Source organism: Rhizobium sp. RHZ01, from assembly GCF_014851595.1.
GTDB lineage: Bacteria > Pseudomonadota > Alphaproteobacteria > Rhizobiales > Rhizobiaceae > Rhizobium > Rhizobium altiplani.
In genome coordinates this window covers 297,827-322,257 of sequence record NZ_JACUZZ010000003.1, presented here as the reverse complement: position 1 = coordinate 322,257, position 24,431 = coordinate 297,827, and the positions used below count along the sequence as shown (strand labels likewise).

General features: G+C 58.3%; 22 protein-coding genes. 19 read left to right on the top strand and 3 right to left on the bottom strand.

Annotation, left to right across the window (positions count from 1 at the left end):
• Positions 1 to 13: 13 nt before the first annotated feature.
• Complete coding sequence (locus IB248_RS06085) at positions 14 to 913, bottom strand: LysR family transcriptional regulator (protein ID WP_192240519.1); 900 nt, start codon at positions 911 to 913, stop codon at positions 14 to 16.
• A 117-nt stretch (positions 914 to 1,030) separates the two neighbouring features.
• Between IB248_RS06085 and IB248_RS06080 the strand changes: the two genes are divergently transcribed.
• The 8 genes from IB248_RS06080 to IB248_RS06045 all read left to right on the top strand — a co-directional run bounded on the left by IB248_RS06080 (position 1,031) and on the right by IB248_RS06045 (position 9,918).
• Positions 1,031 to 1,963 (top strand): VOC family protein, encoded by a 933-nt coding sequence (locus IB248_RS06080; RefSeq protein ID WP_169682035.1) that lies wholly within the window; start codon positions 1,031 to 1,033, stop codon positions 1,961 to 1,963.
• Positions 1,964 to 2,173: 210 nt separating this feature from the next.
• A complete protein-coding gene (locus IB248_RS06075) occupies positions 2,174 to 3,085 on the top strand; it encodes an AraC family transcriptional regulator (RefSeq protein ID WP_210258281.1) in 912 nt (303 codons plus the stop codon).
• A gap of 413 nt (positions 3,086 to 3,498) precedes the next feature.
• On the top strand, positions 3,499 to 4,191 hold the full coding sequence (locus tag IB248_RS06070; RefSeq protein ID WP_018856256.1) for a hydrolase: 693 nt from the start codon (positions 3,499 to 3,501) through the stop codon (positions 4,189 to 4,191).
• A gap of 86 nt (positions 4,192 to 4,277) precedes the next feature.
• Positions 4,278 to 4,565 (top strand): XapX domain-containing protein, encoded by a 288-nt coding sequence (locus IB248_RS06065; protein ID WP_037089501.1) that lies wholly within the window; start codon positions 4,278 to 4,280, stop codon positions 4,563 to 4,565.
• A gap of 102 nt (positions 4,566 to 4,667) precedes the next feature.
• Entirely contained in the window at positions 4,668 to 6,545 is a 1,878-nt protein-coding gene (locus IB248_RS06060) for an amidohydrolase (protein ID WP_192240518.1), read from the top strand.
• Positions 6,546 to 6,743: 198 nt separating this feature from the next.
• Entirely contained in the window at positions 6,744 to 7,184 is a 441-nt protein-coding gene (locus IB248_RS06055; protein ID WP_169682037.1) for a DoxX family protein, read from the top strand.
• Complete coding sequence (locus IB248_RS06050) at positions 7,181 to 8,779, top strand: MFS transporter (protein WP_192240517.1); 1,599 nt, start codon at positions 7,181 to 7,183, stop codon at positions 8,777 to 8,779. Before IB248_RS06055 ends, IB248_RS06050 begins: the two co-directional genes overlap by 4 nt.
• A 302-nt stretch (positions 8,780 to 9,081) precedes the next feature.
• Positions 9,082 to 9,918, top strand: a complete 837-nt coding sequence (locus IB248_RS06045) for an alpha/beta hydrolase (RefSeq protein WP_192240516.1) — start codon at positions 9,082 to 9,084, stop codon at positions 9,916 to 9,918.
• Positions 9,919 to 9,992: 74 nt separating this feature from the next.
• Here IB248_RS06045 and IB248_RS06040 read toward each other — a convergent pair whose 3' ends face one another.
• A complete protein-coding gene (locus IB248_RS06040; RefSeq protein ID WP_169682040.1) occupies positions 9,993 to 10,571 on the bottom strand; it encodes a hypothetical protein in 579 nt (192 codons plus the stop codon).
• Between the two features lie 450 nt (positions 10,572 to 11,021).
• On the opposite strand from IB248_RS06040, the gene IB248_RS06035 reads away from it, so the two are divergent.
• From IB248_RS06035 to IB248_RS06020, 4 genes are all read left to right on the top strand, one after another.
• Entirely contained in the window at positions 11,022 to 11,672 is a 651-nt protein-coding gene (locus IB248_RS06035) for a DsbA family protein (RefSeq protein ID WP_281412459.1), read from the top strand.
• A gap of 140 nt (positions 11,673 to 11,812) precedes the next feature.
• Positions 11,813 to 13,144 (top strand): efflux RND transporter periplasmic adaptor subunit, encoded by a 1,332-nt coding sequence (locus tag IB248_RS06030; RefSeq protein ID WP_210332954.1) that lies wholly within the window; start codon positions 11,813 to 11,815, stop codon positions 13,142 to 13,144.
• Positions 13,141 to 15,228: a peptidase domain-containing ABC transporter gene (locus tag IB248_RS06025; RefSeq protein WP_169682043.1), complete on the top strand. Its 2,088-nt coding sequence runs from the start codon at positions 13,141 to 13,143 to the stop codon at positions 15,226 to 15,228. Before IB248_RS06030 ends, IB248_RS06025 begins: the two co-directional genes overlap by 4 nt.
• A gap of 1,019 nt (positions 15,229 to 16,247) precedes the next feature.
• The gene (locus tag IB248_RS06020) at positions 16,248 to 17,762 is read left to right on the top strand and encodes a peptide MFS transporter (RefSeq protein ID WP_169682044.1); all 1,515 of its coding nucleotides are present in this window, start codon (positions 16,248 to 16,250) and stop codon (positions 17,760 to 17,762) included.
• 120 nt (positions 17,763 to 17,882) lie between these two features.
• On the opposite strand, the gene IB248_RS06015 is transcribed toward IB248_RS06020, so the two are convergent.
• Positions 17,883 to 18,443, bottom strand: a complete 561-nt coding sequence (locus IB248_RS06015) for a YqhA family protein (RefSeq protein WP_018856268.1) — start codon at positions 18,441 to 18,443, stop codon at positions 17,883 to 17,885.
• Positions 18,444 to 18,806: 363 nt separating this feature from the next.
• Here IB248_RS06015 and IB248_RS06010 point away from each other — a divergent pair, with 363 nt between their 5' ends.
• Genes IB248_RS06010 through IB248_RS05980 form a run of 7 tightly spaced genes read left to right on the top strand, consistent with a single transcriptional unit; the run spans position 18,807 to position 24,372 of the window.
• The gene (locus IB248_RS06010; RefSeq protein ID WP_246733676.1) at positions 18,807 to 19,373 is read left to right on the top strand and encodes a Na+/H+ antiporter subunit E; all 567 of its coding nucleotides are present in this window, start codon (positions 18,807 to 18,809) and stop codon (positions 19,371 to 19,373) included.
• On the top strand, positions 19,366 to 19,626 hold the full coding sequence (locus IB248_RS06005; RefSeq protein WP_018856270.1) for a monovalent cation/H+ antiporter complex subunit F: 261 nt from the start codon (positions 19,366 to 19,368) through the stop codon (positions 19,624 to 19,626). The genes IB248_RS06010 and IB248_RS06005 overlap by 8 nt, the downstream gene beginning before the upstream one ends.
• A 4-nt stretch (positions 19,627 to 19,630) precedes the next feature.
• The gene (locus IB248_RS06000; RefSeq protein ID WP_169682045.1) at positions 19,631 to 19,888 is read left to right on the top strand and encodes a hydrogenase subunit MbhD domain-containing protein; all 258 of its coding nucleotides are present in this window, start codon (positions 19,631 to 19,633) and stop codon (positions 19,886 to 19,888) included.
• Between the two features lie 3 nt (positions 19,889 to 19,891).
• Positions 19,892 to 20,233, top strand: coding sequence for a monovalent cation/H(+) antiporter subunit G (gene mnhG, locus IB248_RS05995; RefSeq protein ID WP_169682046.1), 342 nt, complete (start codon positions 19,892 to 19,894; stop codon positions 20,231 to 20,233).
• Positions 20,230 to 20,913 carry a hydrogen gas-evolving membrane-bound hydrogenase subunit E gene (gene mbhE / locus IB248_RS05990; RefSeq protein ID WP_169682047.1) on the top strand — a complete coding sequence of 228 codons (684 nt, stop codon included), beginning with the start codon at positions 20,230 to 20,232 and terminating at the stop codon, positions 20,911 to 20,913. The genes mnhG and mbhE overlap by 4 nt, the downstream gene beginning before the upstream one ends.
• A 10-nt stretch (positions 20,914 to 20,923) precedes the next feature.
• Positions 20,924 to 21,292, top strand: a complete 369-nt coding sequence (locus tag IB248_RS05985) for a cation:proton antiporter subunit C (protein WP_169682048.1) — start codon at positions 20,924 to 20,926, stop codon at positions 21,290 to 21,292.
• A complete protein-coding gene (locus IB248_RS05980; RefSeq protein WP_169682049.1) occupies positions 21,286 to 24,372 on the top strand; it encodes a proton-conducting transporter membrane subunit in 3,087 nt (1,028 codons plus the stop codon). The genes IB248_RS05985 and IB248_RS05980 overlap by 7 nt, the downstream gene beginning before the upstream one ends.
• The last annotated feature ends 59 nt before the right edge of the window (positions 24,373 to 24,431 follow it).

Below are 24,431 nucleotides of genomic sequence, written 5' to 3'. Positions count from 1 at the left end.
TCCAAATTCGATACTAGCCGAGCAGCGTCATTTGCGAGGCCACTTGCTCCTCGAAGAATTTGGAAAAGGTAGCAATGCGCGGTGGCAGCGCCTGATAGGGCGGGTAATAGAGGGTTAGCCACAGGTCGGGCGGCGCCCAGCCCTGGAACACGTGCACAAGGCGGCCGCTTCGCAGATGCTCGGCAATATTAAATCCGGGCAGCATCGCGACACCGGTTCCATCGGCAGCCATGTCGGCCAGCACTTCACCATTGTTGGAACTGAAGGAGCGCCCCGCCGAGATCGTCATACTCGATCCGCCGTCCGAAAGCACCCAGGTCTCTCTTCGGCTCTCGCCGCTATAGGCAAGGCAATCGTCTGGCGTCAGCTCGCCCGGGTGCTGCATGGTCACGTACCGGCTTCCCGGCGCTGCCACCAGAATACGAGGAACGACGCGAATCTTGCGCCAGATGGTGAACTTGTCGGACGGTTGGGAGGATATGCGGATTGCCAGGTCATAGTCGTCATCGACGATATTCACGAGCCCGTCCGACAGCGAAATCTCGAAGCTTATCCTTGGATAACGCTCCCTGAAGCCCGACAGTATCGGCGGCAGCACAGCTTTGCCGAACCAGGTCGGCGCGCTGATCCGCAACCGCCCTTCATCGGCCTTGTGAGCATTCATCACCTCCTTGCGCGCATCTTCCAGCATCGCCATCGCCGGCTGTATCTGGGCGGCAAACACAGCACCGTCAGTCGTCAGCGACACCTGCCGCGTGGTACGCACGAAAAGTTGGAGGCCGAGATCGGCCTCCAGTGCGGCAATCGTTCGCGTCACCGCCGCGGGGGTCATGTCGAGTTCGCGTGCGACCTGGGCGAAGTTTCGCTTCTCGGCCGCCAAGAGGAATGTTTTCAGGGCTTTATAGTCGTTCATCTCGATTATTTCAAAAATAGCAATTCAATCGAAAGGAATATTGCAATTCCGGGGACTGATCAACCGACATACATCTTGGGCATCAAACAGACAACGCCCGAGAGAAAGGCCAGGAACATGATCAAGGATATCACGGGACTGCATCACGTCACATCGATGGCGTCGGATGCCCGCCAGAACAACCAATTCTTCACCGACACGCTCGGCCTTCGCCGCGTCAAGCAGACCGTGAATTTCGACGACCCGAGTGTTTACCACCTCTATTATGGCGATGAGAACGGTTCGGCCGGAACAGTCATGACTTACTTCCCCTTCGAGCACATGATGCGCGGCAGGGCCGGTGTCGGCGAAGTTGGCGAAACCCAGTTCTCCGTACCGAAGGGCTCGCTTGCCTTCTGGCGTGAGCGCCTTGCCGCACAGAATGTTGGCGGCCTGCAGGAAGACACGGTCTTCGGCGCCAGGCGTCTGCGCTTCAACGGCCCGGACGGCGACGGCTTTGCGCTCATCGAGACTGCCGATGACGCCAGGCCGGCCTGGACTGGCGGCGATGTCTCGCACGAGGCTGCGATCCGAGGTTTTTCCGGGGCGCGCCTCAACTTGCGTGACACGGCTGCGACGGAAGAACTGCTGAGCTTCATGGGCTACGAGCGCGCCGAAAAGGAAGGGGATGTTACCCGCTTTATCATGCCCGACGGTAATGGTGCCGACACAATCGATCTCGCCGCCTTGCCAGAAACGCCCTTTGCTCGCCAGGGCGCCGGATCGGTCCATCATATAGCGTTTGCCGTCGAAAATCGCCAAAAGCAGATCGAAGTGCGCAAGGCGCTAATGGATACGGGCTATCAGGTAACCCCTGTCATCGACCGCGATTACTTCTGGGCCATCTATTTTCGTACGCCGGGTGGGGTCTTGTTCGAGATTGCCACCAATGAACCTGGCTTTAATCGTGATGAGGACACCGCGCATCTCGGCGAAGTGCTGAAATTGCCGACCCGCTACGAGCCGTTCCGCGATAGGATCGAAGCCAATCTCCAGCCGCTGGCTGCCTGAGGGAGCCCTTGGCAGACACCGACAATTACAAGCGCCGCAGGACTAACCCCCTGCGGCGTTACACGATTTTGTGTTCTGCGGATTGCCGCAAACCTGTCTTGAAGAGGCAAGGCGCCGCCCGTAAACGAACTTTCGGCTCACCAGGCGATTCCGTCGTGAGCCACGGCATCGAGATGCCGTGCCGAATGCTTCGAACGGAAGGTTGCTGACTTGGGACCCATCTCTATCGATCACATCAAACCCGCCCAGTCAAAGCCAACGGACAGTTTTGGCTGCCCGTTCGACAAGCTCTACAAGGACCAGTCGATTGTGGGGGCCGATATCGTCTTTTTCCGCAAGGGTAGTCGCGACGGCCATCTGCAGCAGATCGAGGCCGAGGCCAGCAATCGCGGTTTTGTCGTGGGCTTATCCACCACCGGAAGGCATACCCGGCGTGTCTTCCATGAGCACCACGCGACCAATCATGCCTTCGATCGGGACGCGATCTACATCCGAGACATGTCCGACCATTACAAGGCTGACCTTGGCGGCGCTTTCGACTTTCTGCTCCTTCAAATCTCACCGACTTCGCTCGAACGGATAGCAGAGGAGGCCGAGCTAGCCGGAGTGAATTCGCTCACTGCGGAAACGGCGTCGAAGGATGTCGTGCTTTCCAACCTTGCCCGCGTGCTGATACCCGCGCTGGAAAGCCCCGAAAAAGCACCGCAATTATTTGTCGACCAGATGGCCACCGCAATCGGCAGCTATCTCGTGCAGCGCTATGGCAATAGATCGACCCCCTTGGCGATCCGCTCCAGAATGCTGTCGCGTGTTCAGGAGAAGCGGGCCAAGAGCCTTCTCCTCGACAACCTCGATGGGGAGATATCTGTCCTCGACGTCGCCAGGGCATGCAACCTTTCGCGCGGCTACTTCATTCAAGCCTTCCGCGAGACGACGGGCATGACGCCTTACCGGTGGCTTCTCAACGAACGGGTTTCGCGTGCTCGATTGCTCTTGCGCACGCCCGATATACCGCTTTCGGAAGTCGCAATCTCATGCGGCTTTGCCGACCAGAGCCATTTCACTCGTGTTTTCACCAATCTTGTCGGCACGACGCCTGGAAGCTGGCGGCGCAGTTGCTGAGGACCACGCCTGGGGCAGCGGCGATTTCCAGGTTTTGATCGACCGCACGTGCATTTCGTCCAATCGACCTGACTTTTAGACAAGACCCGCCTCGACAATTGAGCGATTTGTCACCCCATTAAAACTAGGTTTTTTCGGTGAGCGCCCGCGATCTGGAAAGGGCTTTCATCGCGTAGATTATTGCATATGGAGCAATTCAATCGGAATTAATATTGCAATTCCGCCGCACACCAAACCGATCTAGGTTCCATTTCAGCAGCCAAGACGAACTAAAAGAGATGGGCCGCTAACACCGATTAACCGGCTCCGGCCACCCAAGAGCACTCTGAAAGCCACTCCGCGCCGACCAGAAAAGTGCTTCACAGTTCAACCCGCCGCATCAGCGGTTCAAGCAGACGGAAGAGGAACCTGAAATGTCCAAGAAGCTCGAAGTCCTGACCCCGAAGAACAGCCAGCTCATCTTCATCGACCAGCAGCCGCAGATGGCGTTCGGCGTCCAGTCGATGGATCGCCAGGTACTGAAGAACAATGTTGTCGGCCTCGCCAAGGCTGCCAAGATCTTCAACATCCCGACGACCATCACCACTGTCGAGACGCTGTCCTTTTCCGGCCACACCTTCCCTGAACTCCTCGCCGTCTTCCCGGAAAACGACATCCTCGAACGTACCTCCATGAACTCCTGGGATGACCAGAACGTTCGCGATGCGTTGGCCAAGAACGCCGCCGAAGGACGCAAGAAGATCGTCGTTTCCGGCCTTTGGACAGAAGTCTGCAACACCACCTTCGCGCTGTCTGCGATGCACGACATGCCCGACTACGAGATCTACATGGTCGCCGACGCTTCCGGCGGCACGTCTTCCGAGGCCCACAAATACGCGATGGACCGAATGGTCCAGGCCGGGGTGGTTCCGGTGACCTGGCAGCAGGTTTTGCTCGAATGGCAGCGCGACTGGGCTCACCGCGAGACCTATGACGCGGTCACCTCGCTGGCCAAGGAGCATTCCGGCGCCTACGGCATGGGCATCGACTATGCCTACACGATGGTCCACGACGTAGACGAACGCGTCACCCACGGCAAGCGCATCGGCCCGAACCCGGCCAAGTAAGTCCGCCATCCAACCCATTCGGCCCGCTTCGGCAGCATGAAAGGATGTCTTGCCGAAGCGGCGCCTCCATCGTCGAGGACGCTCCAATGAAACTCTATCTCTTTTCCCTGGGCGCCGGTCTTCTGGTCGGCATTGTCTACAGCCTGCTCAATGTCCGCTCTCCGGCTCCGCCGGTGGTTGCGCTGGTCGGCCTGCTTGGCATTCTGGTTGGCGAACAGCTCATTCCCTTCGCAAGAACGCTGATCGCCAAGGAGCCCGCGGCAGTGTCGTGGATCAACCAGATCAAGCCGCACATGTTCGGCCATATGCCGAAAGGCGACGTCCGCAATGACATCGTCGTGTCTCGCCAAGCTCAGACGAAGTCTGATAGCTGAGGCCGCAAGAGGAGATTCGCTTGCGATGGGGCCGCCGATGCCCAGTTGCCCCGGCGCAAAGCGTTGAAATCAATCTTAATAGTGAAGCCAGGAGCATATCTCATGTTCGCCGACCTCATCCTCCACCACGGTTTGATCACCACGCTCGACCGTTCGAAACCGAATGCCACTGCCGTCGCGATCAAGGACGGTACCTTTCTGGAGGTTGGCACCGATGCCGAAATCATGGCTTTCGCCGGCCCCGACACCAGGATCGTCGACCTCAAGGGCAAGCGTGTCCTGCCGGGCCTGATCGATAACCACACCCACGTCGTGCGTGGCGGCCTGAACTTCAACATGGAACTGCGCTGGGATGGCGTTCGCTCGCTTGCCGATGCCATGGACATGCTGAAGCGCCAGGTGGCCGTGACACCCGCCCCGCAATGGGTGCGCGTTGTCGGCGGCTTTACCGAACACCAGTTCGTCGAAAAGCGCCTGCCCACGATCGAGGAGATCAATGCGGTTGCGCCCGACACGCCTGTCTTCCTGCTGCATCTCTATGACCGGGCACTGCTGAATGGTGCAGCCCTTCGTGCCGTCGGCTACACAAAGGACACACCGAACCCGCCAGGCGGCGAAATTACCCGCGACGCCAATGGTAACCCGACCGGCATGCTTCTCGCCAAGCCGAACGCCGGCATTCTCTATGCGACGCTGGCCAAGGGCCCGAAACTGCCCTTCGATTACCAGGTCAATTCTACCCGCCACTTCATGCGTGAACTGAACCGGCTCGGCATTACCGGCGTCATCGATGCTGGCGGCGGTTTCCAGAACTATCCCGATGACTACGAAGTCATCCAGAAACTGTCGGACGAAAACCAGCTCACTGTCCGCCTCGCCTACAACCTCTTCACCCAGAAGCCCAAGCAGGAAAAGGAGGACTTCCTCAACTGGACGTCCTCGGTCAAATACAAGCAGGGCAATGATTATTTCCGCCACAACGGCGCCGGCGAGATGCTGGTCTTTTCGGCAGCCGATTTCGAGGATTTTCGCCAGCCGCGACCTGAGATGGCACCGGAAATGGAAGGCGAGCTCGAAGAGGTCGTTCGGGTGCTGGCTCAGAACCGCTGGCCCTGGCGTCTGCACGCCACTTATGACGAAACCATCTCGCGCGCGCTCGACGTCTTCGAGAAGGTCGACAAGGATATTCCGCTCGAAGGCCTGAACTGGTTCTTCGACCATGCCGAAACGATCTCGGAGCGCTCCATCGACCGCATCGCGGCATTTGGCGGCGGCATTGCCACCCAGCATCGCATGGCCTTTCAGGGTGAATATTTCGTGGAGCGCTATGGCCACGGCGTCGCTGAAGCCACCCCGCCGATCCGCCGCATGCTCGACAAAGGCGTCAACGTCTCGGCCGGCACCGATGCAACGCGCGTCGCCTCCTATAACCCCTGGGTTTCGCTTGCCTGGATGGTCACCGGCAAGACAGTCGGCGGCATGCAGCTTTATCCACGTGCCAACTGCCTAGACCGCGAAACGGCCCTCAGGATGTGGACGGAAAAGGTGACCTGGTTCTCCAACGAGGAAGGCAAGAAGGGTCGCATCGAGAAGGGCCAGTTCGCCGATCTCGTCGTGCCAGACAAGGACTTCTTCTCCTGCGCCGAGGACGAGATCTCCTTCCTGACATCGGATCTCACCATGGTCGGCGGCAAGGTCGTCTATGGCGCCGGCGACTTCAAGGCGCTCGACGAAAGCGACGTGCCTCCAGCCATGCCCGACTGGTCGCCGGTCAGAAAGTTTGGCGGTTATGCCGCCTGGGGCGAACCGGAAGGCGCTGGTCGCCACTCGCTGCGCCGCACCGCGATCGCTTCGTGCGGCTGCGCCAACGACTGCGGTGTCCACGGCCATGACCATGCCGGCGCCTGGACTTCGAAACTGCCGATCGCCGACCTGAAGGGCTTCTTTGGCGCGCTTGGTTGCTCCTGCTGGGCCGTCTAAGACCCGTCACGACCACAGGCGTCTAGCGCGGGCAGCGTATCACCGCTGCCCCGTTCCCACCTTCCACTTAATTGCAAATTTCGCAATTAATACGAAATTATTGATGCAATTGTTGGCGGCAATAATTCCAGCCAATATCGCTCCAACAGCCATACAGAGCGCCGTTTCTTACGACCGGCCACATTCAAAGGAGCAGACATGACTGACAAAGCATCATTCAAAAAAGAGCGGAGCGCGCTCGCAGCAGTCGTCACCGCTCCCACCACGCGCACGGTTGCGCTTCTGGCGCTTTGCGCGGCCTATATCCAGGGACCGCTTTTCAAGATCGCAGATTTCAATGGTGCGATCGCCGAGATGGACCATTTCGGCCTGCATCCGGCGCCTTTCTTTGCCGTGGCTGTGATCACCTTTGAGCTCACCGCTTCCGCAATGGTGGTCTCGGGCCTGCTGCGTTGGGCAGGGGCGTTGGCATTGTCGGGGTTTACACTTCTCGCAACCCTCGTGGCGCTGCGTTTCTGGGAACTCGCCCCTGGCATGGAGCGGATGATGGCAACGAATGCCTTCTTCGAACATCTGGGCCTGACTGGCGCCTTCGTTCTCGTCGCCGCCGTTGATCTCACCAAAGGAGCAGCCAAATGAGCCCCGCACGGTCCTCAGGGGGCAGTTTCGCCCCACTCGCTCAACCTGTCTTCGCAGTTCTTTGGACAGCCACGGTGCTTGGCAACACAGGCAGTTTCATGCGCGATGTCGCAAGCTCCTGGCTGATGACGGACCTCTCGGCCTCGCCAGCTGCCGTGGCGCTGGTTCAGGCGGCCGGCACATTGCCGATCTTCCTTCTCGCCATTCCGGCCGGCGTGCTGACCGACATCCTCGATCGCCGCAAGTTCCTGATCGCCGTGCAATTCCTGCTCGCCTCAGTCAGCATCACGCTGATGGTTCTGGCACACACCGGAATGCTTTCTGTCAGCGCCCTGATCGGACTTACCTTCCTCGGCGGCATTGGTGCTGCGCTGATGGGCCCCACCTGGCAGGCGATCGTGCCGGAACTGGTAAAGCGGGAGGATGTAAAGAGCGCCGTCGCCCTCAATTCGCTCGGCATTAACATTGCCCGCTCGATAGGACCTGCTGCTGGTGGCCTGCTTCTGGCAGCTTTTGGGGCCGGCATTACTTATGGCGCCGATGTCGCAAGCTATTTCGTTGTCATCGCTGCCCTCGTCTGGTGGCCACGAGCAAAGAATGCCGATGACGCGCTCGCCGAGGGCTTCCTTGGCGCCTTCCGTGCCGGTCTTCGTTATACCCGCGCCAGCCGTCCGCTGCATGTCGTGCTTCTGCGCGCGGCAATCTTCTTCGCCTTCGCCAGCGCCGTCTGGGCACTACTGCCGCTCGTCGCCAGGCAATTGCTTGGCGGAGATGCCGGCTTCTACGGAATTCTGCTTGGTGCGGTCGGTGCCGGTGCCATCGGCGGTGCGCTCGTCATGCCGAAGTTGCGTGAACGCTTCGACGCCGATCGACTGCTTCTCGGCGCCGCAGTCATTACGGCTCTCGTTATGGCAGCGCTCTCGCTCGCCCCGCCGCAATGGGTCGCCATCATCGTCCTGCTTTTCCTCGGGGGCGCATGGATCACCGCGCTGACGACTCTCAACGGCGCGGCCCAGGCAATCCTGCCCAACTGGGTGCGAGGCCGTGGCCTTGCCGTCTATCTGACCGTCTTCAACGGCGCGATGACGGCTGGCAGCATCGGCTGGGGCACAGTCGGTGAGGTTGCCGGCGTACCCGGTACACTGCTGATCGGCGCTGCGGGCCTGTTGGTCGCTGGTATCATCATGCATCGCATCAAACTGCCGGCCGGCGATGCTGATCTCGTGGCCTCAAACCATTGGCCAGAACCGCTGGTCGCAGAACCGGTCGCCCATGACCGTGGCCCAGTCCTGATCCTCATCGAGTACCAGGTGGAAAAACATCACCGCACTGCCTTCCTTCGTGCAATCGACGAACTCTCCGAGGAACGTCGCCGCGATGGCGCCTACGGCTGGGGCATCACCGAGGATTCGGCCGATCCTCAAAAGATTGTCGAATGGTTCATGGTGGAGTCCTGGGCCGAGCATCTGCGCCAGCACAAGCGTGTGTCGCAAGCGGATGCGGACCTGCAGAGCAAGGTTCTGACGTATCATTCAGGCTCGGAAAGACCAGTCGTCCGACATTTCCTGACGATCAACCGTCCGGGGGCTGCCTGATTCTCGTCATTGGTGGCGGGAGTAGTTGCCCGCCGATAATTTCAATATGCGCAATTAAATCTGAATTATTGATGCAATTGTTGATGGCCATGTTCTTCGACAATATCCGTCCATCAGACACCCGTCGCGCACCACACCCGACGGAAACCGGAGCCGAAATGACCGATAACCTCTTCCCTGTTACACGCCGCGCTGCCCTCGTCACTGGAGCTGCCGCCGCTGCGTCCCTTGCAATTCCAACCTCTTTCAGCGTTGCAGCCAACGCTGCATCCACGAAGCACTCCACTGAAGGAAGCAAAAACATGAGCACTGTAACCACTAAGGACGGCGTTGAGATCTTCTACAAGGACTGGGGTCCGAAGGACGCACAGCCGATCATGTTCCACCACGGCTGGCCGCTGTCGTCCGACGATTGGGACGCACAGATGTTGTACTTCCTCGCCAATGGATATCGCGTCGTCGCCCATGACCGCCGCGGTCACGGCCGTTCGGCCCAGGTCTCCGAAGGTCACGACATGGACCATTACGCCTCCGATGCGTTTGCCGTCGTCGAGCACCTGAACCTAAGGAATGTCGTGCATATCGGTCACTCGACAGGCGGCGGTGAAGTCGCTCGCTATGTCGCCAAGCATGGTCAAAAGGCCGGCAGGGTCGCCAAGGCGGTTCTCGTCTCCGCCGTTCCACCGCTCATGGTCAAGACGGCCTCGAACCCCGAGGGCCTGCCGATCGAAGTTTTTGACGGCTTCCGTTCGGCACTTGCCGCCAACCGCGCGCAGTTCTTCCGCGATGTTCCGGCCGGCCCATTCTATGGCTTCAACCGCGACGGTGCGAAGATCCAGGAAGGCGTGATACAGAATTGGTGGCGTCAGGGCATGATGGGCGGCGCCAAGGCCCACTATGATGGCATCAAAGCGTTCTCCGAAACCGATCAAACGGAAGACCTGAAGGAAATCACCGTGCCGACGCTTGTCCTACACGGTGAGGACGATCAGATTGTGCCGATCGCGGATTCGGCACTCAAGTCGACCAAGCTTTTGAAAAACGGTTCGCTCAAAACCTATCCAGGCTTTTCGCACGGGATGCTGACGGTTAACGCCGATGTCCTGAACGCCGATCTGCTGGCCTTCATCAAAGCTTAAAGCCAGATGCGTTGGGTGCGGCGAGAAATCGCCGCATCCCGGGACGCCTGTGGCTTGGCATTTTGGGCGATCTGTTAAATCCACCTACGACTAGTGTCGCGGGGATTGTATCTGACCTCCAGCTTTGCGAAGCCGGTAGGGCTGTGAAACGACGGTGCCGAGCCACGGTGAATAATAGTGCAAGGCAAACATGCTGATCCCTTATGGCGACAATTGCCGTACCCGGCAGAAACGACAACAGCACCCGCTGGGTTCGTCGCCGCAAGTAGTCGGAGCCGCAGTGTTGTATTGCCATTCGATGAACGGCACTTCAGCATCTTGGGGTTTTCCTGAAGGTTGTGATTGACAATGGCCAACGGCACGCAGCGCTCCAGATCCGCGAACAGACGCGGCCGGCCGAACATTGGCCAGGGGTGACTGAGATTTCGCGCCGCAAGCCATTTTTCGCGGATGGCCTGGGTAAGACAAAGCGCGACCGACAAGACCGATGGCTTTTCCAGGTGAGGCAGAAGTCGATGGCCAGTGTCGCCATATCGGGTGACGACGGCCAAATACGAACGGCCGACGACCACAACCGCTCCGTCGACCACCTCCAGGAAATGAATGTCCGTGGAGGCATTGTCGATCTGGGAGACGTCGAGCGGGTGGGGCATCCGGAATCTGGTGGCTAACCCTAATGGGCATATGACATTTGTCCGTTTGAAATCGATAAGTAAAAGCCAAAGCCGATGATATTTCCTAGGTACATCTACGGATAGCATCCTCAAGATAGGCCCTTATAAGTAGTGTTGCCTGTCTGAAAAGCTTAACGCTAGGAGGTAGATCGAATGCGCGAACTGAACAGTCACGAACTAAGTCTCATCAGCGGGGGCAGGGGTGGTGGAAGTGGCAACCCTGGGAAGTCGACTTCGAAGAGTTCCAGCAGGTCCCCGACCGGCGGAGTATTTGGATCTGATGGCAAGGGCCTGAATGGGCGTCCTTCCACAGGCTCTAACGGAAAGGATCGTTGCGCGCCAGGGGGGGCGCCGACCTCGTAGCAGACCGCATTGCAGCACGAGACTTAGGTGCCGAAAACGAGGTATTAGTTGTATAAACAATCAATCATGAGCGTTCGGCGCCTAATTCTCTTGTCATTCGTTATACTCTTGGCAGGTGGCGCTTGGCTTTGGTTGCTTTCGCGAGCGCCACAATCCAGCGAATTCACGCGACAGGCGGTTCTAGTAAGCAACGAGCCCCTTGACGATGTAATCATCGGCAACGCGAATGCGCCCGTGTCCATAGTTGAGTATGCGTCGATGGGATGTCCACACTGTGCAGCGTTCGCCACGCAGGTTTTTCCAGCGCTGCGGGAGAGATTTATCGACACCGGTAAGGCAAATTTCGTTATGCGGGACTTTCCGCTCGATACGGCATCAGCTGGCGCCGCCATGTTGGGGCGATGCGTTCCGGCGAAAGCTCGGCAGCCGTTGCTTGATGCGCTTTTCGAGCAGCAGAATGAATGGGCTCGGGGCGCAAATGCTAAGGCAGCTCTTTTGCGCATTTCAAGACTTGCAGGATTGTCTGAAGTTGCGTTTCTCAAATGCCTATCAAACCAGACCTTGTTGGATCAAATCATTGACGGGCGAAAGAAAGCTGAGCAACTTTTTGACGTGCATGGGACGCCCACGTTCTTTATCAACGCAAAGCGCTATTCCGGTGCCTTTTCCGTCGATGAGATGTCGAAATACCTGGAAGGCGTACTCGTGCGTCCGTAAATTCAAACTACGCTCCTAGTGCGAGGTACGACGAGAGCGGTCATTGCATTGTCATTGCCCTTTTGGAGTGCTTCGCCAACGGGCTATTCTGTTGAGTTCATGTGCGACAGGTTGCGCGTCGCTATTCTAAAATGACGTCGATGATGGTCAACTCGCCGCCAGAAAACTCGGGTCATCCTTTATCGCAAATAACTGCGTCCTCTTTTCTTCGCCCCGAAGTCATCGCCGCACAGCGCGTCAACTGGTTGGGTAGGCCGAAATTATTGCAGCCCCTTCCGATCTTGATGGTGGCGAGCATGGCAACGATAGCCATCTGCCTGGTGGCGCTCCTCATAATCTTCGGCGAATACACGCGCAGAGTCCGTGTTGTGGGCATTGTGACGCCGAGCGCCGGCGTTGTGCGAGTCGTCGCTCCGCAGGCCGGTAGCGTGATAAACATCGGCGTCGCGGAAGGTGTCGCCGTGCGTCAGGGTGCGACGCTTTCTACGCTCGGGTTTGATAGCTGGACCAGTTTGGGGGAAACAGGGGCGATAGTGCTGTCACAACTGGAGATTCAGCGCCAGGAAATTCTTGCAGAGATACACCGTCGCAACGATCTCGATGAGATCGAAAAAAGAGAGCTCGAAGATCAAGAACAAGCTCTGGTTCGCGAAGTGGAGGTGATCGGAAACCAGATTAATGGCACCTCCGATTACGTGGATGTCCTGCGAACCCTGATGAAGAAGCATCGTCTTTTGGCGGGGCAGGGCATCACAGTTCAAAGGGAATTCGAAACTCGCCAACAGGATTTCATGCAAACCAGAGCCAGCCTGGCCACGTTGCAACGGCAGCGTACGCAGTTGGATCAGCGACTGATTGAAGTCCACGCTAGACTGGCAAGCAGGCCAGCGCGCACCGCGTCACTCATTAGCGATCTGAAATGTCGATTGTCCGACATCGAAATTCAAATCGCGCAGGGCGAGGCGAGGCGACGCGTTTTCGTGTACGCGCCACGCGAAGGTGTAGTCACAGCTATACTCGCCCAACGAGGACAGTTTGTGCTCGCGGGTGCACCGCTTCTGTTCCTCTTGCCGTCGGGATCAAAGCAGGAGATCTATTTTTCCGTTCCCAGCAGTGCGATCGGCTTTGTGAAAGTGGGGGCCCAAGTGTTGCTTCGCTACGCCGCCTTTCCCTATGAGAGGTTCGGCCAGTATACGGGATCGGTGACAAAGGTATCGCGGGTGACCATTCAGCCGGGCGATGCGGAGTTGGCGCTTGCCGGAGATCCGTCCATGGCCGGTTCATATCGTGTGACCGTCGTACCGAAGACCCAATTCGTTACGGCTTACGGCCAAGCCCGACCCCTTCAGGCGGGGATGCAGGTTGAAACCGATATTCTTCTTGACCGTCGGCCATTGTGGAAATGGGTTTTAGAGCCCTTGTACAGCTTGCGCGGCCGTGCCGCCGACGTTTTCGAAGACCGAACGAAATGAGCGTATTGCGTCGCTTGTCCTTCGGTTTCGGACGGACGATCCCTGTCATCCTGCAAACGGAGGTCGCGGAATGTGGTCTGGCATGCCTGGCAATGGTGGCCAGACATCACGGATACGAGGTTGATCTTGCAAGCCTTCGCCGGCGATTCAGCGCTTCCTTGAAGGGCATCACGCTGGACAGTATGGTTCGAATTGCTTCTTCGTTAGGATTGACAACTCGGGCGCTTCGGCTCGACCTACATGAATTGCGCAATCTGCGACTGCCTTGCGTATTGCATTGGGATCTCCGGCATTTCGTGGTGCTCGAGCGTGTTGCAACAAACCACGCTACGATCGTCGATCCCGCCCGAGGCCGCAGACGTGTGCCGCTAAGCGAATTTTCAAGCAGCTTCACTGGAGTTGCCCTAGAAGCCTGGCCCGGGAGCGATTTTGAAAGGCAAAGCAAGCGTCAGCGGCTCCCTCTTATTTGTCTGTTTCGTCGTATAGTCGGACTGAAGCGAGCACTTGTTCAAATTGTGACCCTGTCCCTCGCTCTGGAAATCTTAGGGCTGATAATACCAATAGGGACGCAGATCATTGTGGATCAGGCCATCGTAGCGGGCGACCTCGACCTCCTCAGCCTTATTGCCATTGGGCTCGGATTGTTCCTCTTCGTCCAAACGATGGTCAGCGTTGCCCAGTCATGGGCCAGCTTGATGCTAGGTACATCGCTGAGTGTTCATTGGCAAATTGGCCTTTTCGATCATTTGTTGCGACTGCCGTTGGATTTCTTCGAAAAGCGGCACATAGGGGATATCGTTTCGCGGTTTGGGTCGCTCACCCCAATTCAAACGACACTAACCGCCGAACTCGTTGTCACCATGCTTGACGTCATCGTCATCTTCGCTTCAGCGGCGATGATGGTACTCTTCGGCGGTCAGCTTGCAGCTGTCGCGCTCGTTAGCCTCGGTCTCGATCTGATCCTTCGACTTCTCGCATACGTCCCCTACAGGGAGGCGAATGAGGCGGCAATCGTCCATAACGCCAAAGAAGACACACACTTCATGGAGACGATACGCGGCATTGCAAGCATCAAGGCGTTGGGTATTTGCGAGCGCCGCCAAAACGCCTGGCTCAACCTGCTTGTTGACACCATCAATGCTGGACTCCGGATCAAGAAGTTGGATCTACTTTTTGGAACAGTTGCGACCTTTGTGGCAGGTGTGGAAGGCATCGTGACGCTCTGGATGGGTGCCAGAGCGGTGATCGGCGGCAATATGACGACCGGCATGCTAATCGCGTTCATTTCATACAAAGGGATGTTCATCGTGCGATCTCAAAGCTTAATTGGGTTTGTGATCAAACTGCGAATGTTGAACCTCCACACGGAGCGTGTAGCCGACATTGCCCTGGCTGAACCAGAAGAAATGACCCGCCGTGACTTTGCCACTCTCGTGAATCCAGTGAGGCTTGGAGCATTGTGCGCGACAGACATATGTTTCCGCTACGGCGACAGCGAACCCTTCGTCTTAAACGGGTTGAGCCTCTCTGTTTCACCGGGAGAGAGTTTGGCGATAACCGGTGCGTCCGGTTCCGGAAAGACAACCGTCCTGAGAATCATGGCAGGGTTGATCACGCCGACGAGCGGAACCGTCAGCCTCGGCGGGCAAGATATCCGGCAGATGGGTCTAAGTTACTACCGGAGTCAGATAGCCTGCGTGTTGCAGGAGGACCGGTTGTTTGCGGGGTCAATTGCAGAGAACATTGCTGTGTTTGATCCGCAGTTCGATGACAAATGGGTTGAGGAGTGTGCCAGAATCGCAGCCATTGACGAAGACATCCTTAAGATGCCCATGGGCTTCGAGACACTCGTGGGGGATATGGGGAGTGCTCTGTCGCGCGGCCAAATACAACGATTGTTTCTGGCGCGGGCTTTGTACCGGCGGCCTTCGATCCTCTTTCTCGATGAAGCAACCAGTCATCTAGATTCCAAGAATGAAGCGACGATAAACAACGCAGTCGGGGCCTTGAGGATTACTCGAGTCATCGTCGCGCACCGGCAATCAACAATCGATATGGCGGATCGACAGATTTCCCTTGCTTGATTTTTGCGGTAGTGGCCTTGTCGGTACTGCAGTTGCCTTCTTCTTTCTGTCACCAATGCCGGCCTTTGACGAATCGATTTCAAGGCCGCAACGTGCTCGCGTCGAAATCTTCGCGGATTGGTCATCGCTCGAAGCCGAGGAACTGTGACGCGTGCTCGATAACCCTTGATTGCGAGGTCCGCTTCGTCTCAAGCCGCACGCGTCACGACGAGCAGCAACTTCTCGTGTTCGACGTTAGATGGCCATGCCAGTGTCCCCGCTGGCTCGGCCGCCCAAGTCCGTTGAAAGAGGCTCTAAGCGGTCAATAGCAGAGTGTACGGAGCATCCCTGCGTAATTGGGCTTTGCCTTGCAGTCAGTCGTGCCTTTGACGCGCCTAGGGCCTGGGCTCCTATTTGCTGACTTCGTGCTGAGCGCGGCATTGCTGTTAACATCGATGGGCTCGGTATGAGGAGCGCACGCTGAAAGGGAGCCTCCTGCAATGGTCACGCAGATGACTAGGAGCAATGAGCGTAACATGATCGCGTTTCTTCCACCAACTATGTTTGCTCGAGCAAGATTTCCTACGGAGGATAATGGTGCGCCAACCACGAGTATCAATCGCGTATCTATATAGCAAATATTAGGGAAGAAGCATGAAGCAAATTCGTTTCCAGAGTGTGGGCGTGCTCGCGCCAAGCAGCATTGATACAAAAAACCTCCTCGCAGCAGGCACGCGGCCGGCTCAATGCACCGCCCTTGCAATCCACCCCATCGCCTTAGCGAGGTTGCACACTCCGTTACTGCGCCGCCCTAAGTCCGGTTTTGCCACGCCTTGTCCCAACCTGATATCGCCTTTGTGATCGCTCAAAGCTGAAATCAAATTCATCCAATATGCTGCCGACTCCAATGTTGCGGCAAAGGACTTACGAGCATTCGCGGGTATTGGACGCTCTCCTCGCCATAGCGCGAGGTAGGTAGCGCGCGCTTTCCGCGGTGATTCGCGCTATACTAGCGCAGATGAAAAAGTCGGGGGGAGCCGATGACGACGTCTGTCAAGTATCCACCAGGACTGGTTGCGCTTTTTCTCGTCGAGATGTGGGAGCGCTTCAGCTACTACGGCATGCGGGCGATCCTCATCCTTTACCTCGTGGATCGGGTCGAAAACAGCGGCCTGGGTCTCGCCACGGCCGACGCCGCAGCGATCTATGGCCTGTATACCGCGTCGGCCTACATATTGGCGCTGCCAGGCGGTTGGATCGCCGACCGCTTCTGGGGTTGCAAGCGCGCGATCGTCGTTGGCGGTGTCGTCATCATGATCGGGCATGTCCTGCTCGCGGTCTCCGGCTCCGCTGCAATCGTGTTCTTCCTCGGCCTCCTCTGCATCGCGATCGGCACCGGGCTTCTCAAGCCAAACATCTCGACCATGGTCGGCCAACTCTATGACAAGAACGATATCGGCGGCCGCGACGCAGGGTTCTCGTTCTTCTACATGGGCATCAACATCGGCGCGATCCTCGGAGGACTTATTGCCGGCTATCTCGGCGAGAACTGGGGCTGGCATTGGGGTTTCGGCGCGGCTGCCGTTGCCATGTTCTTGGGGTTGATCAACTTCCTGCGGGCGAGCCGCACCTCGCTTCGCGACAAAGGTGGGGCGCCCGCCGTGCACCATCACCCCGACGCGGCGACCGGCCGTCGTGACCACCTCTTCACGGGTGCTATCGGTGGCCTCGTCGTCGTCCTGGTCGCCGCAGCAGCGCTAACCGGTCAGATCAATCTGACCAGCGCGCAAGGGCTGGCACAGGCCATGGGCCTGATCATCGTGACTGTGGCCATCGGCTTCTTCCTCAACATCTATTTGGCAGGGGACCTGAGTGGCTCGGAGAAACGGCGCATGATCGTCCTTGCGCTCCTTTTCGTGGCCGCCGCGCTCTTCTGGTCCGGTTTTGAACAGGCCGGCTCCTCGCTCAACCTCTTCGCAAACGACCTCACACAGCGCCAACTTGGCGGTTTCACGGTGCCTGCCTCATGGTTCCAGAACTTGAACTCCCTCTTCATCATCCTGCTGACCCCGGCTTTTGCGGCGTTCTGGATCTATGCCGAGAAACGCTGGACCATTCCCGTTTTCGTGAAGTTTGGACTGGCGCTCGTCGCGATGGGCCTGGGCTACCTGATCCTAGTGCCGGCGGCGCACACAGCGGCAACGGGCGTAAAGGTTACCGGGCTCTTCCTCGTCTGTACCTACCTGCTGCACACAGTCGGCGAACTGATGCTCAGTCCGGTCGGGCTTTCAACCTTCTCCCGCCTTGCGCCAGAGCGCTTCACCAGCCAGATCATGGGGTTCTGGTTTGTCGCCGCGTCGCTCGGCAACCTGATGGCGGGATTGCTGGCCGCAGGTATGGACACCGAACATGCCGCCGGACTTCCGGACGCGTTCACCCGCATCTTCCTGATCAGCGCCGGCTTCGGGATCGTCCTCGTCCTTCTCGCTCGCCCAGTCACCCGGTGGGCGCTCGGCGGAAGCGAGCGGATAGAGGAAACGGCTCCGGCGCAATAGATGCTATTCGTGCTGTCCAGGCAATTTGCCGGGCCGGCAATGGTGCGCAGGCCAGAACTTTCCGTCCTCAGCCGCCGGCCGGCTTGACGAAGAAGCGGCCTGCCGACGAACGACCACGCATCATGGCGGGGAGCCTTTGTGCTTAGAAAGGTAGAAAGCTAGCGCAAAGATGATAAGGGCTGTCGCCACGCCCAAATAGACAATTCTTTGCGACCCATCCCACGCAACAGCCTCTCGAAGAAACAGTACCGCAAGCACGGCAATCACCACGCTGACCAAATTTGCTTTCAGGTCTTCGAGATCTTTCAGCATGAGCCATCGGGGGCGCTCCAAATTCTCGTCAATGAAAAGCGTATAAAGGCCGAGACTGATAATGTAGGCGGCTACGGCGATTAGGAAGACATCAATGCCCTCGACCACTCCGATCGCAAACATTTTGACTGCTTGCGTCGAGATAGCAATGTTCTCCACTGTATCGCGGATACTTAGAGCCATGACCGCAGTCTCGTAAACTATCAGCGATATGGCTCCAATCAACGTCACGACCACTGGCAGGATCATGATATAACGGCTTAGTACCAATAGCCTGGCAAACATCTTGATCACCACTCGTCGATCATTGATTGCTTCAATGAAGCTGTCGGGGAGAAAAGTGGCTGCTAACGGCAAGACAGGCAGCAATTCGCCAGAGAGCGTCTTGCCGCCAAGTTACTTCCCGGCTTCTAACTCTGATTAAACTTATGAAATGTTAGCGGAGCATTAAGATAATTTCGAGGATCGAATGTCTTCGAATTGTCTTCTACGCAATCCGGCCTTTGAACGATTTCTTTGAAAAGCTTTGAAAGTCCGAACGGCTCTGCTGCAAATTTCAAGCTTGATTTCGATGACATTTGGTTGAGGCTCTGATCATCTTGGGGCTTCCCGGGTTTCGAGATTTTGAGCAAGCAATGCCACAACCTTCGTCGGCGATGTCAGGTTTCGTTCGATCGGTGTCGGCCTACGGGAGGGCGGCCCCCCTTGATTTCGAGGGGTAACCCTGCTTGATTGCTACTAGCAGTGGCGACGAAGGTCGATGCTATGCCGGCGGAGAGCGAAACTACCGAACACGGCTTGCCTGAAGCCCTCAAGGGGTTGATCGGCCTTTGGGTTTTGCTGTTCGCGCTCTGGCTGATCGTGAACGCTTCACTCGCTCTGCCGGTCGTGATGACAGGCGCCGTCATCTCCCTTTCCATCGCAGCGATCGTTTCTCGTCGCTATGGACTATGGCAGCAGACCGCGCTGACACCGGGCGCGGCATACCATTTCCTTGCCTTTGCATCGGTATTCTTCATCGAACTGGTGAAGGCGAACGTCAACATGCTGCGCTACGTTTATTCGCCGCGCATCGACATTCACCCCGGCATCGTGAGGATCCCGATGCGGCTGAAATCGCCGATCGGTCGCCTTGCCCTTGCCAATGCGATCGCGCTGACCCCCGGATCGCTGGTCATGGACATCAGGGACGACGCCCTTTTCGTTCATTGGCTCGATGTGAAGACGACAGACCCGGAGCAAGCCGCCGCGATGATCGCCGGACCCTTCGAAAAGCACCTGGGGGCGGCGTTTGGCTGATTTCATCGTTCGCATTGCCGCCGTTCTCATCTTCTTCAGCATCGTTTTTGGGGCGCTGCGTCTGATCATCGGCAAAACCCTCATGGACCGCGTCGTGGCAATCGACATGCTGACCGTGGTCTCGATCGCGCTGGTGACGCTTTATGCGCATCTTTCCGGCCGGTTCGTGTATATCGATGTGGCGCTCGTCTACGGGCTGCTCAGCTTCCTTGCCGTGCTTGCTATCGCTCGTTTCCTGGAAAAGGGGCCGTGACACGATGCTGGAGCTTCTCGTTATGCTGGTGTGCGGGTGCATCCTGATCAGCGGGGTTCTTGCTGTGCGCCTTCCCAATCTCATGACGGCGATGGTGAGTTCGGGGCTCGCGAGCCTGCTTGCGGCCGTCTCCTACGTGCTGCTTGCCGCGCCCGATGTCGCCATGGCAGAAGCAGCAATCGGTTCCGGGCTCGCGACGCTGATCTTTCTCTATGCCATTCGCAGAACCGGCGGCGGAGACGCCGGTAGTGAGAAGGAGTGAGATGTGCAGGAGCTAGTCGGCAGCATCGTCATCCTCGTCGGCGCGTTCTTTCTCTTTTCCGCCGGCCTCGGGCTTTTGCGCATGCCCGATGTCTTCACCCGCATCCAGGCGGGGACCAAGGCCTCGACGCTCGGCAACATTCTTGTCGTCGCCGGGCTTGGCATCTACCATCCCGATTGGTCGCTCAAGCTCTTGATTGTCGCCGTTTTCGTTCTGATAACCAACCCCCTGTCGTCGCACGCGCTGTCGCGCGCGGCCCATGCAGTACGCACGCCGATGGCGGAGACGACGGTTGTGGACGCGCTTCGCGATGCAGATGAGGCGGCCAAGGAGGGCAAGGCATGACAAAACGCGTCTTCAGCCTTCTTGCCATCCTCGTCTTCGCGTTAATCTTCGCCGGCGTCGCAGGCGGATATAGCGAACGCCAGACGCTCTCGCCGCTTGCCCGGCACTATCTCACCGCGGTGCCACAGGATCTCGGCGGAGCGAACGTCGTCACCGGCATCCTGATCACCTTTCGCGGCTTCGATACACTCGGCGAAGTGGCCGTCCTTTTCATGGTGGCTGCGAGCGTTGGCATCCTGCTTGGCGGATCGCCGGCGCAAGACCGCACGAACGAAGCCCCGCGACCAAGCGAGCTCGTGGAAAACGGCGCGAAGATCATCCTGCCGCTGATCTTCCTGTTCGGCGCCTATGTTATCATGAACGGTCACCTTTCGGCCGGCGGCGGCTTCCAGGGAGGGGCCGTGGTGGCGTCGGGCGTGATGCTGCTAGTGCTCGCCCGCCCCGGCACGGGCCTCCATCAAGGCTTTCTAAGCGTAACGGAATCGCTGGCGGGCGTCATTTACGTCCTGCTCGGGATTTGCGGGCTCTGGTTCGCAGGCGGGTTTCTCGACAGCCACATCCTGCCCAAGGGTGAGTTTGGCTCGCTCGCCAGCGCCGGGGCGATCCCGGTGATTTCGGCGCTGTTGGGTATCAAGGTAGGGGCGGAGCTCAGCGTCGTCATCGATCGCTTCAGAAGCTGAAGGAGGAAACATGGGGCTGCCGGTGTCGCACATTCTCATGGTCACGGGCTTCGCGCTCGTCCTCATCGGCTTCTGGGGGATGCTTGGCCATCGCAACATACTGCGCATCATCATCGGCTTTTCGTTGATCAATACCGGCCTGCATCTGGTGATGGTCGCGACAGGCTATGTAACCGGGGGGACGGCGCCGATCATCGACAAGGCGCTTTCAATCTCCGAAGCAACGGTGCGTTCGGTTGATCCCATCCCCGCCGCGCTGGTGGTCACGGCGATCGTCATCGGCTTTTCCGTGACCGCCGTGATGCTCGCCTTTGCGATCCGTATCCATGATGCCAGGAAAACTCTCTCCATCGATGCGCTGACGGAATCGAAATGGTAGGAGGCGTGCTGCAACCGCTGACGATCTTCCTGCTCGGCCTTGGCGGCGGCTTTCTGATCCCGCTTGTCTATCGCATTGCCAAGCCGCTCCCGGCCATCGTCTTCTTCGCTGCCCTTGCCGGTATGACGCTGGTCTCTGTAGTCCAATTGTGGTGGCTACTCCGTGGCGGCTCGACAAACGAGATCTATACCGCCGGAGCGATCCCACCCTTTTCCATTAATCTGCGCTTCGGGCTTTGGGAGGGGTTTTTCGCCGTCAGCGTAAATCTCGCCGCAATGCTCGGCGTCTGGCAGCTGTGGGGCCGGCTGCGTAACTCCTATGCGGCACTGCTGCTCTATCTCATACTGGTCATGGGCATCAACGGCATGGTGATGACCCGCGATCTGTTCAACCAGTTCGTCTTTTTGGAAATCATGTCGATCGCGACCTACGGCCTGCTTGGGATGGAGGGCAGCCCTGCGGCACTTTCGGCAAGCTTCAAGTATATCATGGCGACGGTGCTTGCCTCGTCATGCTTCCTGTTGGGCGCGGTGCTGCTCTACCACGTCACCGGAACCCTCAACATCGACGACATGATCGAACACAGGGCGCTGATATCAGGCCCGATCGGCACGACGGCGCTTCTCTTTGTCCTGTCGGCGCTGATACTCGAACTGAAACCCTTCCCCGCCAATGGCTGGGGTCTTGACGTTTACGAAACCGCGCCCGCCGGGATTGCGGCCCTCATCTCCGGCGGCGTGTCGGCGGGCGTCTTCTTTGCGCTGTTCAAGCTGTTGCCGCTGTTTGCGACCCATTACGACCTCATCGCCTGGGCGGGTGGCCTGACCTTTCTCTTCTCCAATCTCGCCGGTCTGCCGCAGACGAAGGTGCAGCGCCTGCTCGGCTATTCGTCGATTGCCCAGATGGGCCTGCTGATGCTGTCGCTTGCCTTGCTGCGAGAACTCGACGCCGACGCAGCGATGCCGCTTGTGGTCGGCGGGCTGTTCTTCAACCATCTTTTCGCGAAGGCCGGCCTGTTCTGGCTGGTCGGTGCGGTTGGGCTCCCACGCACCGCGGCATGGCCTGCCATTGCCAACCGACCGCTGACGCTCCTCGTCTTTGCCATGTTGCTCGTTGCAATCTCCGGTCTGCCACCTTTCCCCGGCTTCTGGGCAAAGTGGGAACTCGTGGTGCGGCTTGCCGCGGGCGAGCGCTACGGTTGGGTGATCCTCATTCTGGCTGGGTCGCTTCTCGAAGCTGCCTATATGTTTCGCTGGTTCAAGCAGTCGACACGGGCGTCGGCCGAGATTGCCGAAGCCTGGCCCAGGATCGCTGCACTCGCGCCGTCGCTTGTCTGCGTGATGTTACTGACTGCGGGAGGTTGGATCGCATCACGCCTTGCCGGGGTTGCCTCGCTCCAGCTTTTCCTGCCGCTCCTGGCTGGTCTTGTCGTCTTCTGCGTGGACGGGCTTCCCGGCCGGATCAAATGCGTGCTGATGCTCGCGCTCGTGTTCTTTCTCGGCATGGCACAAGTCTCTTTGATGTCCGGGCTCAATCAGCTGTTCGCCGCCCTTCTGCTTGGGGGCGGGCTCGTCGTTGCCATGGCGGGGCTTTATCGCACCGATCAGCGTCCCGGCTACTATCCATTCATGACGGTCCTGCTGCTTGCGATAGTCGGACTGCTTTGGGCGCCCACCAGTCTCGAGTTCTTCTTCAACTGGGAACTGATCACACTGTCGACCTATTTCCTCATCATGCAAGGGCGAAGTGCGCACCCGCATGCCTTGCCCTTCCTGATGTTTTCCCTGATTTCGGCCTTCTGCATTCTTTCCGGTTTCGGGCTTGCGGCTGCAGAGAGCGGCACCATCTCCCTGGACGCGCTCGTTTCATCCAGCATGGCGTCGATGGCATTCACCCTCTTGGGGATTGGCTTTCTCATCAAGGCCGGCGCGATCGGCCTGCATGTTTGGCTTCCCGGCACCTATGCGGAAGCCGATGATGACATGTCGGCGATGCTGTCGGCCGTGGTCAGCAAGGTCGCGATCGTCGGCCTGTTTCTTGTCACCTATCTGGCGATAAGGGCAAACACGGGGTTGGAGCTTGCACATGTGATGGCCTGGATCGGCCTTCTGACCACGCTTGGCGGTGCAGCGATGGCGCTCAAGCAGGATGACGTAAAGCTCATGCTCGCTTATTCGAGCATGAGCCAGCTCGGCTATATCATGACGGCCATCGCCATGATGAGCCATCTTGGCTGGGTGACGGCGATGTATCTCATCGCCAACCATCTGATGGTCAAGGGCATTCTCTTTCTCGTGGCAGCTGCCGTCATTTTGCGAACCGGCACGCGCCGCTTCGACGAGATCAGCGGACTTATGACGGCAATGCCGCTCACGTTCGTGCTTGCCGTCGTCGCGCTGCTGTCAATGTCGGGACTGCCGCCACTCGTCGGCTTCGGCGCCAAATGGCTGCTCCTCAGTGCCATGATCGATCGTGGGTGGTACGGGCTGGCCGCGCTTGGGGTGGCTGCGACCTTGCTCGGTCTGCTTTACATGTTCCGCTTCGCCTACGCGATCTTCCTAAGCCAACCGAAAGGAGACCGGCTATATCTGCGTGAAGCCCCGATCAGCCTGCTTGCGCCGCAAGCGCTGCTTGCGGTCGCCATTCTGGCACTCTCATTCTTCCCGAAACTCGTGATGGGTCCGATTTCGGCAGCAATCGACCCGCAATTTTCCTCAAGGCTCGTCTGGCAGGGAATGTCGCTCGAAGAGGTTTATGCGCACTGGAATCCACTGCCAGCGATGACGGTCGCACTTATGCTGTCGGCTGCGATCTTTCTCGTCGCCTGGCTTATTTACCGGGGCAATCTCGGCCGCTTTTCGAGAACGGGCATCGACGCCTTCTATCGCTTTTATAAACCGGCGTTGGCAGCGGTCACCGAACCCCTAGCCAGGGCCGTCTGGAACGGGACTAGCGCGGCGGTCATTGGAGCGGCGCAGTGGGTTCGCCAGGCCTATACCGGCAATGGCCAGACCTACTCACTGCAGATACTCTGTTACATCATCGTCCTTTACCTTTTCGGGACCTATGTACGTGGTTGATTATCGGCATCCAATACAGGCGCGGCCCGTGCGTGATCCTGCAAACGGGACCGGAGGCG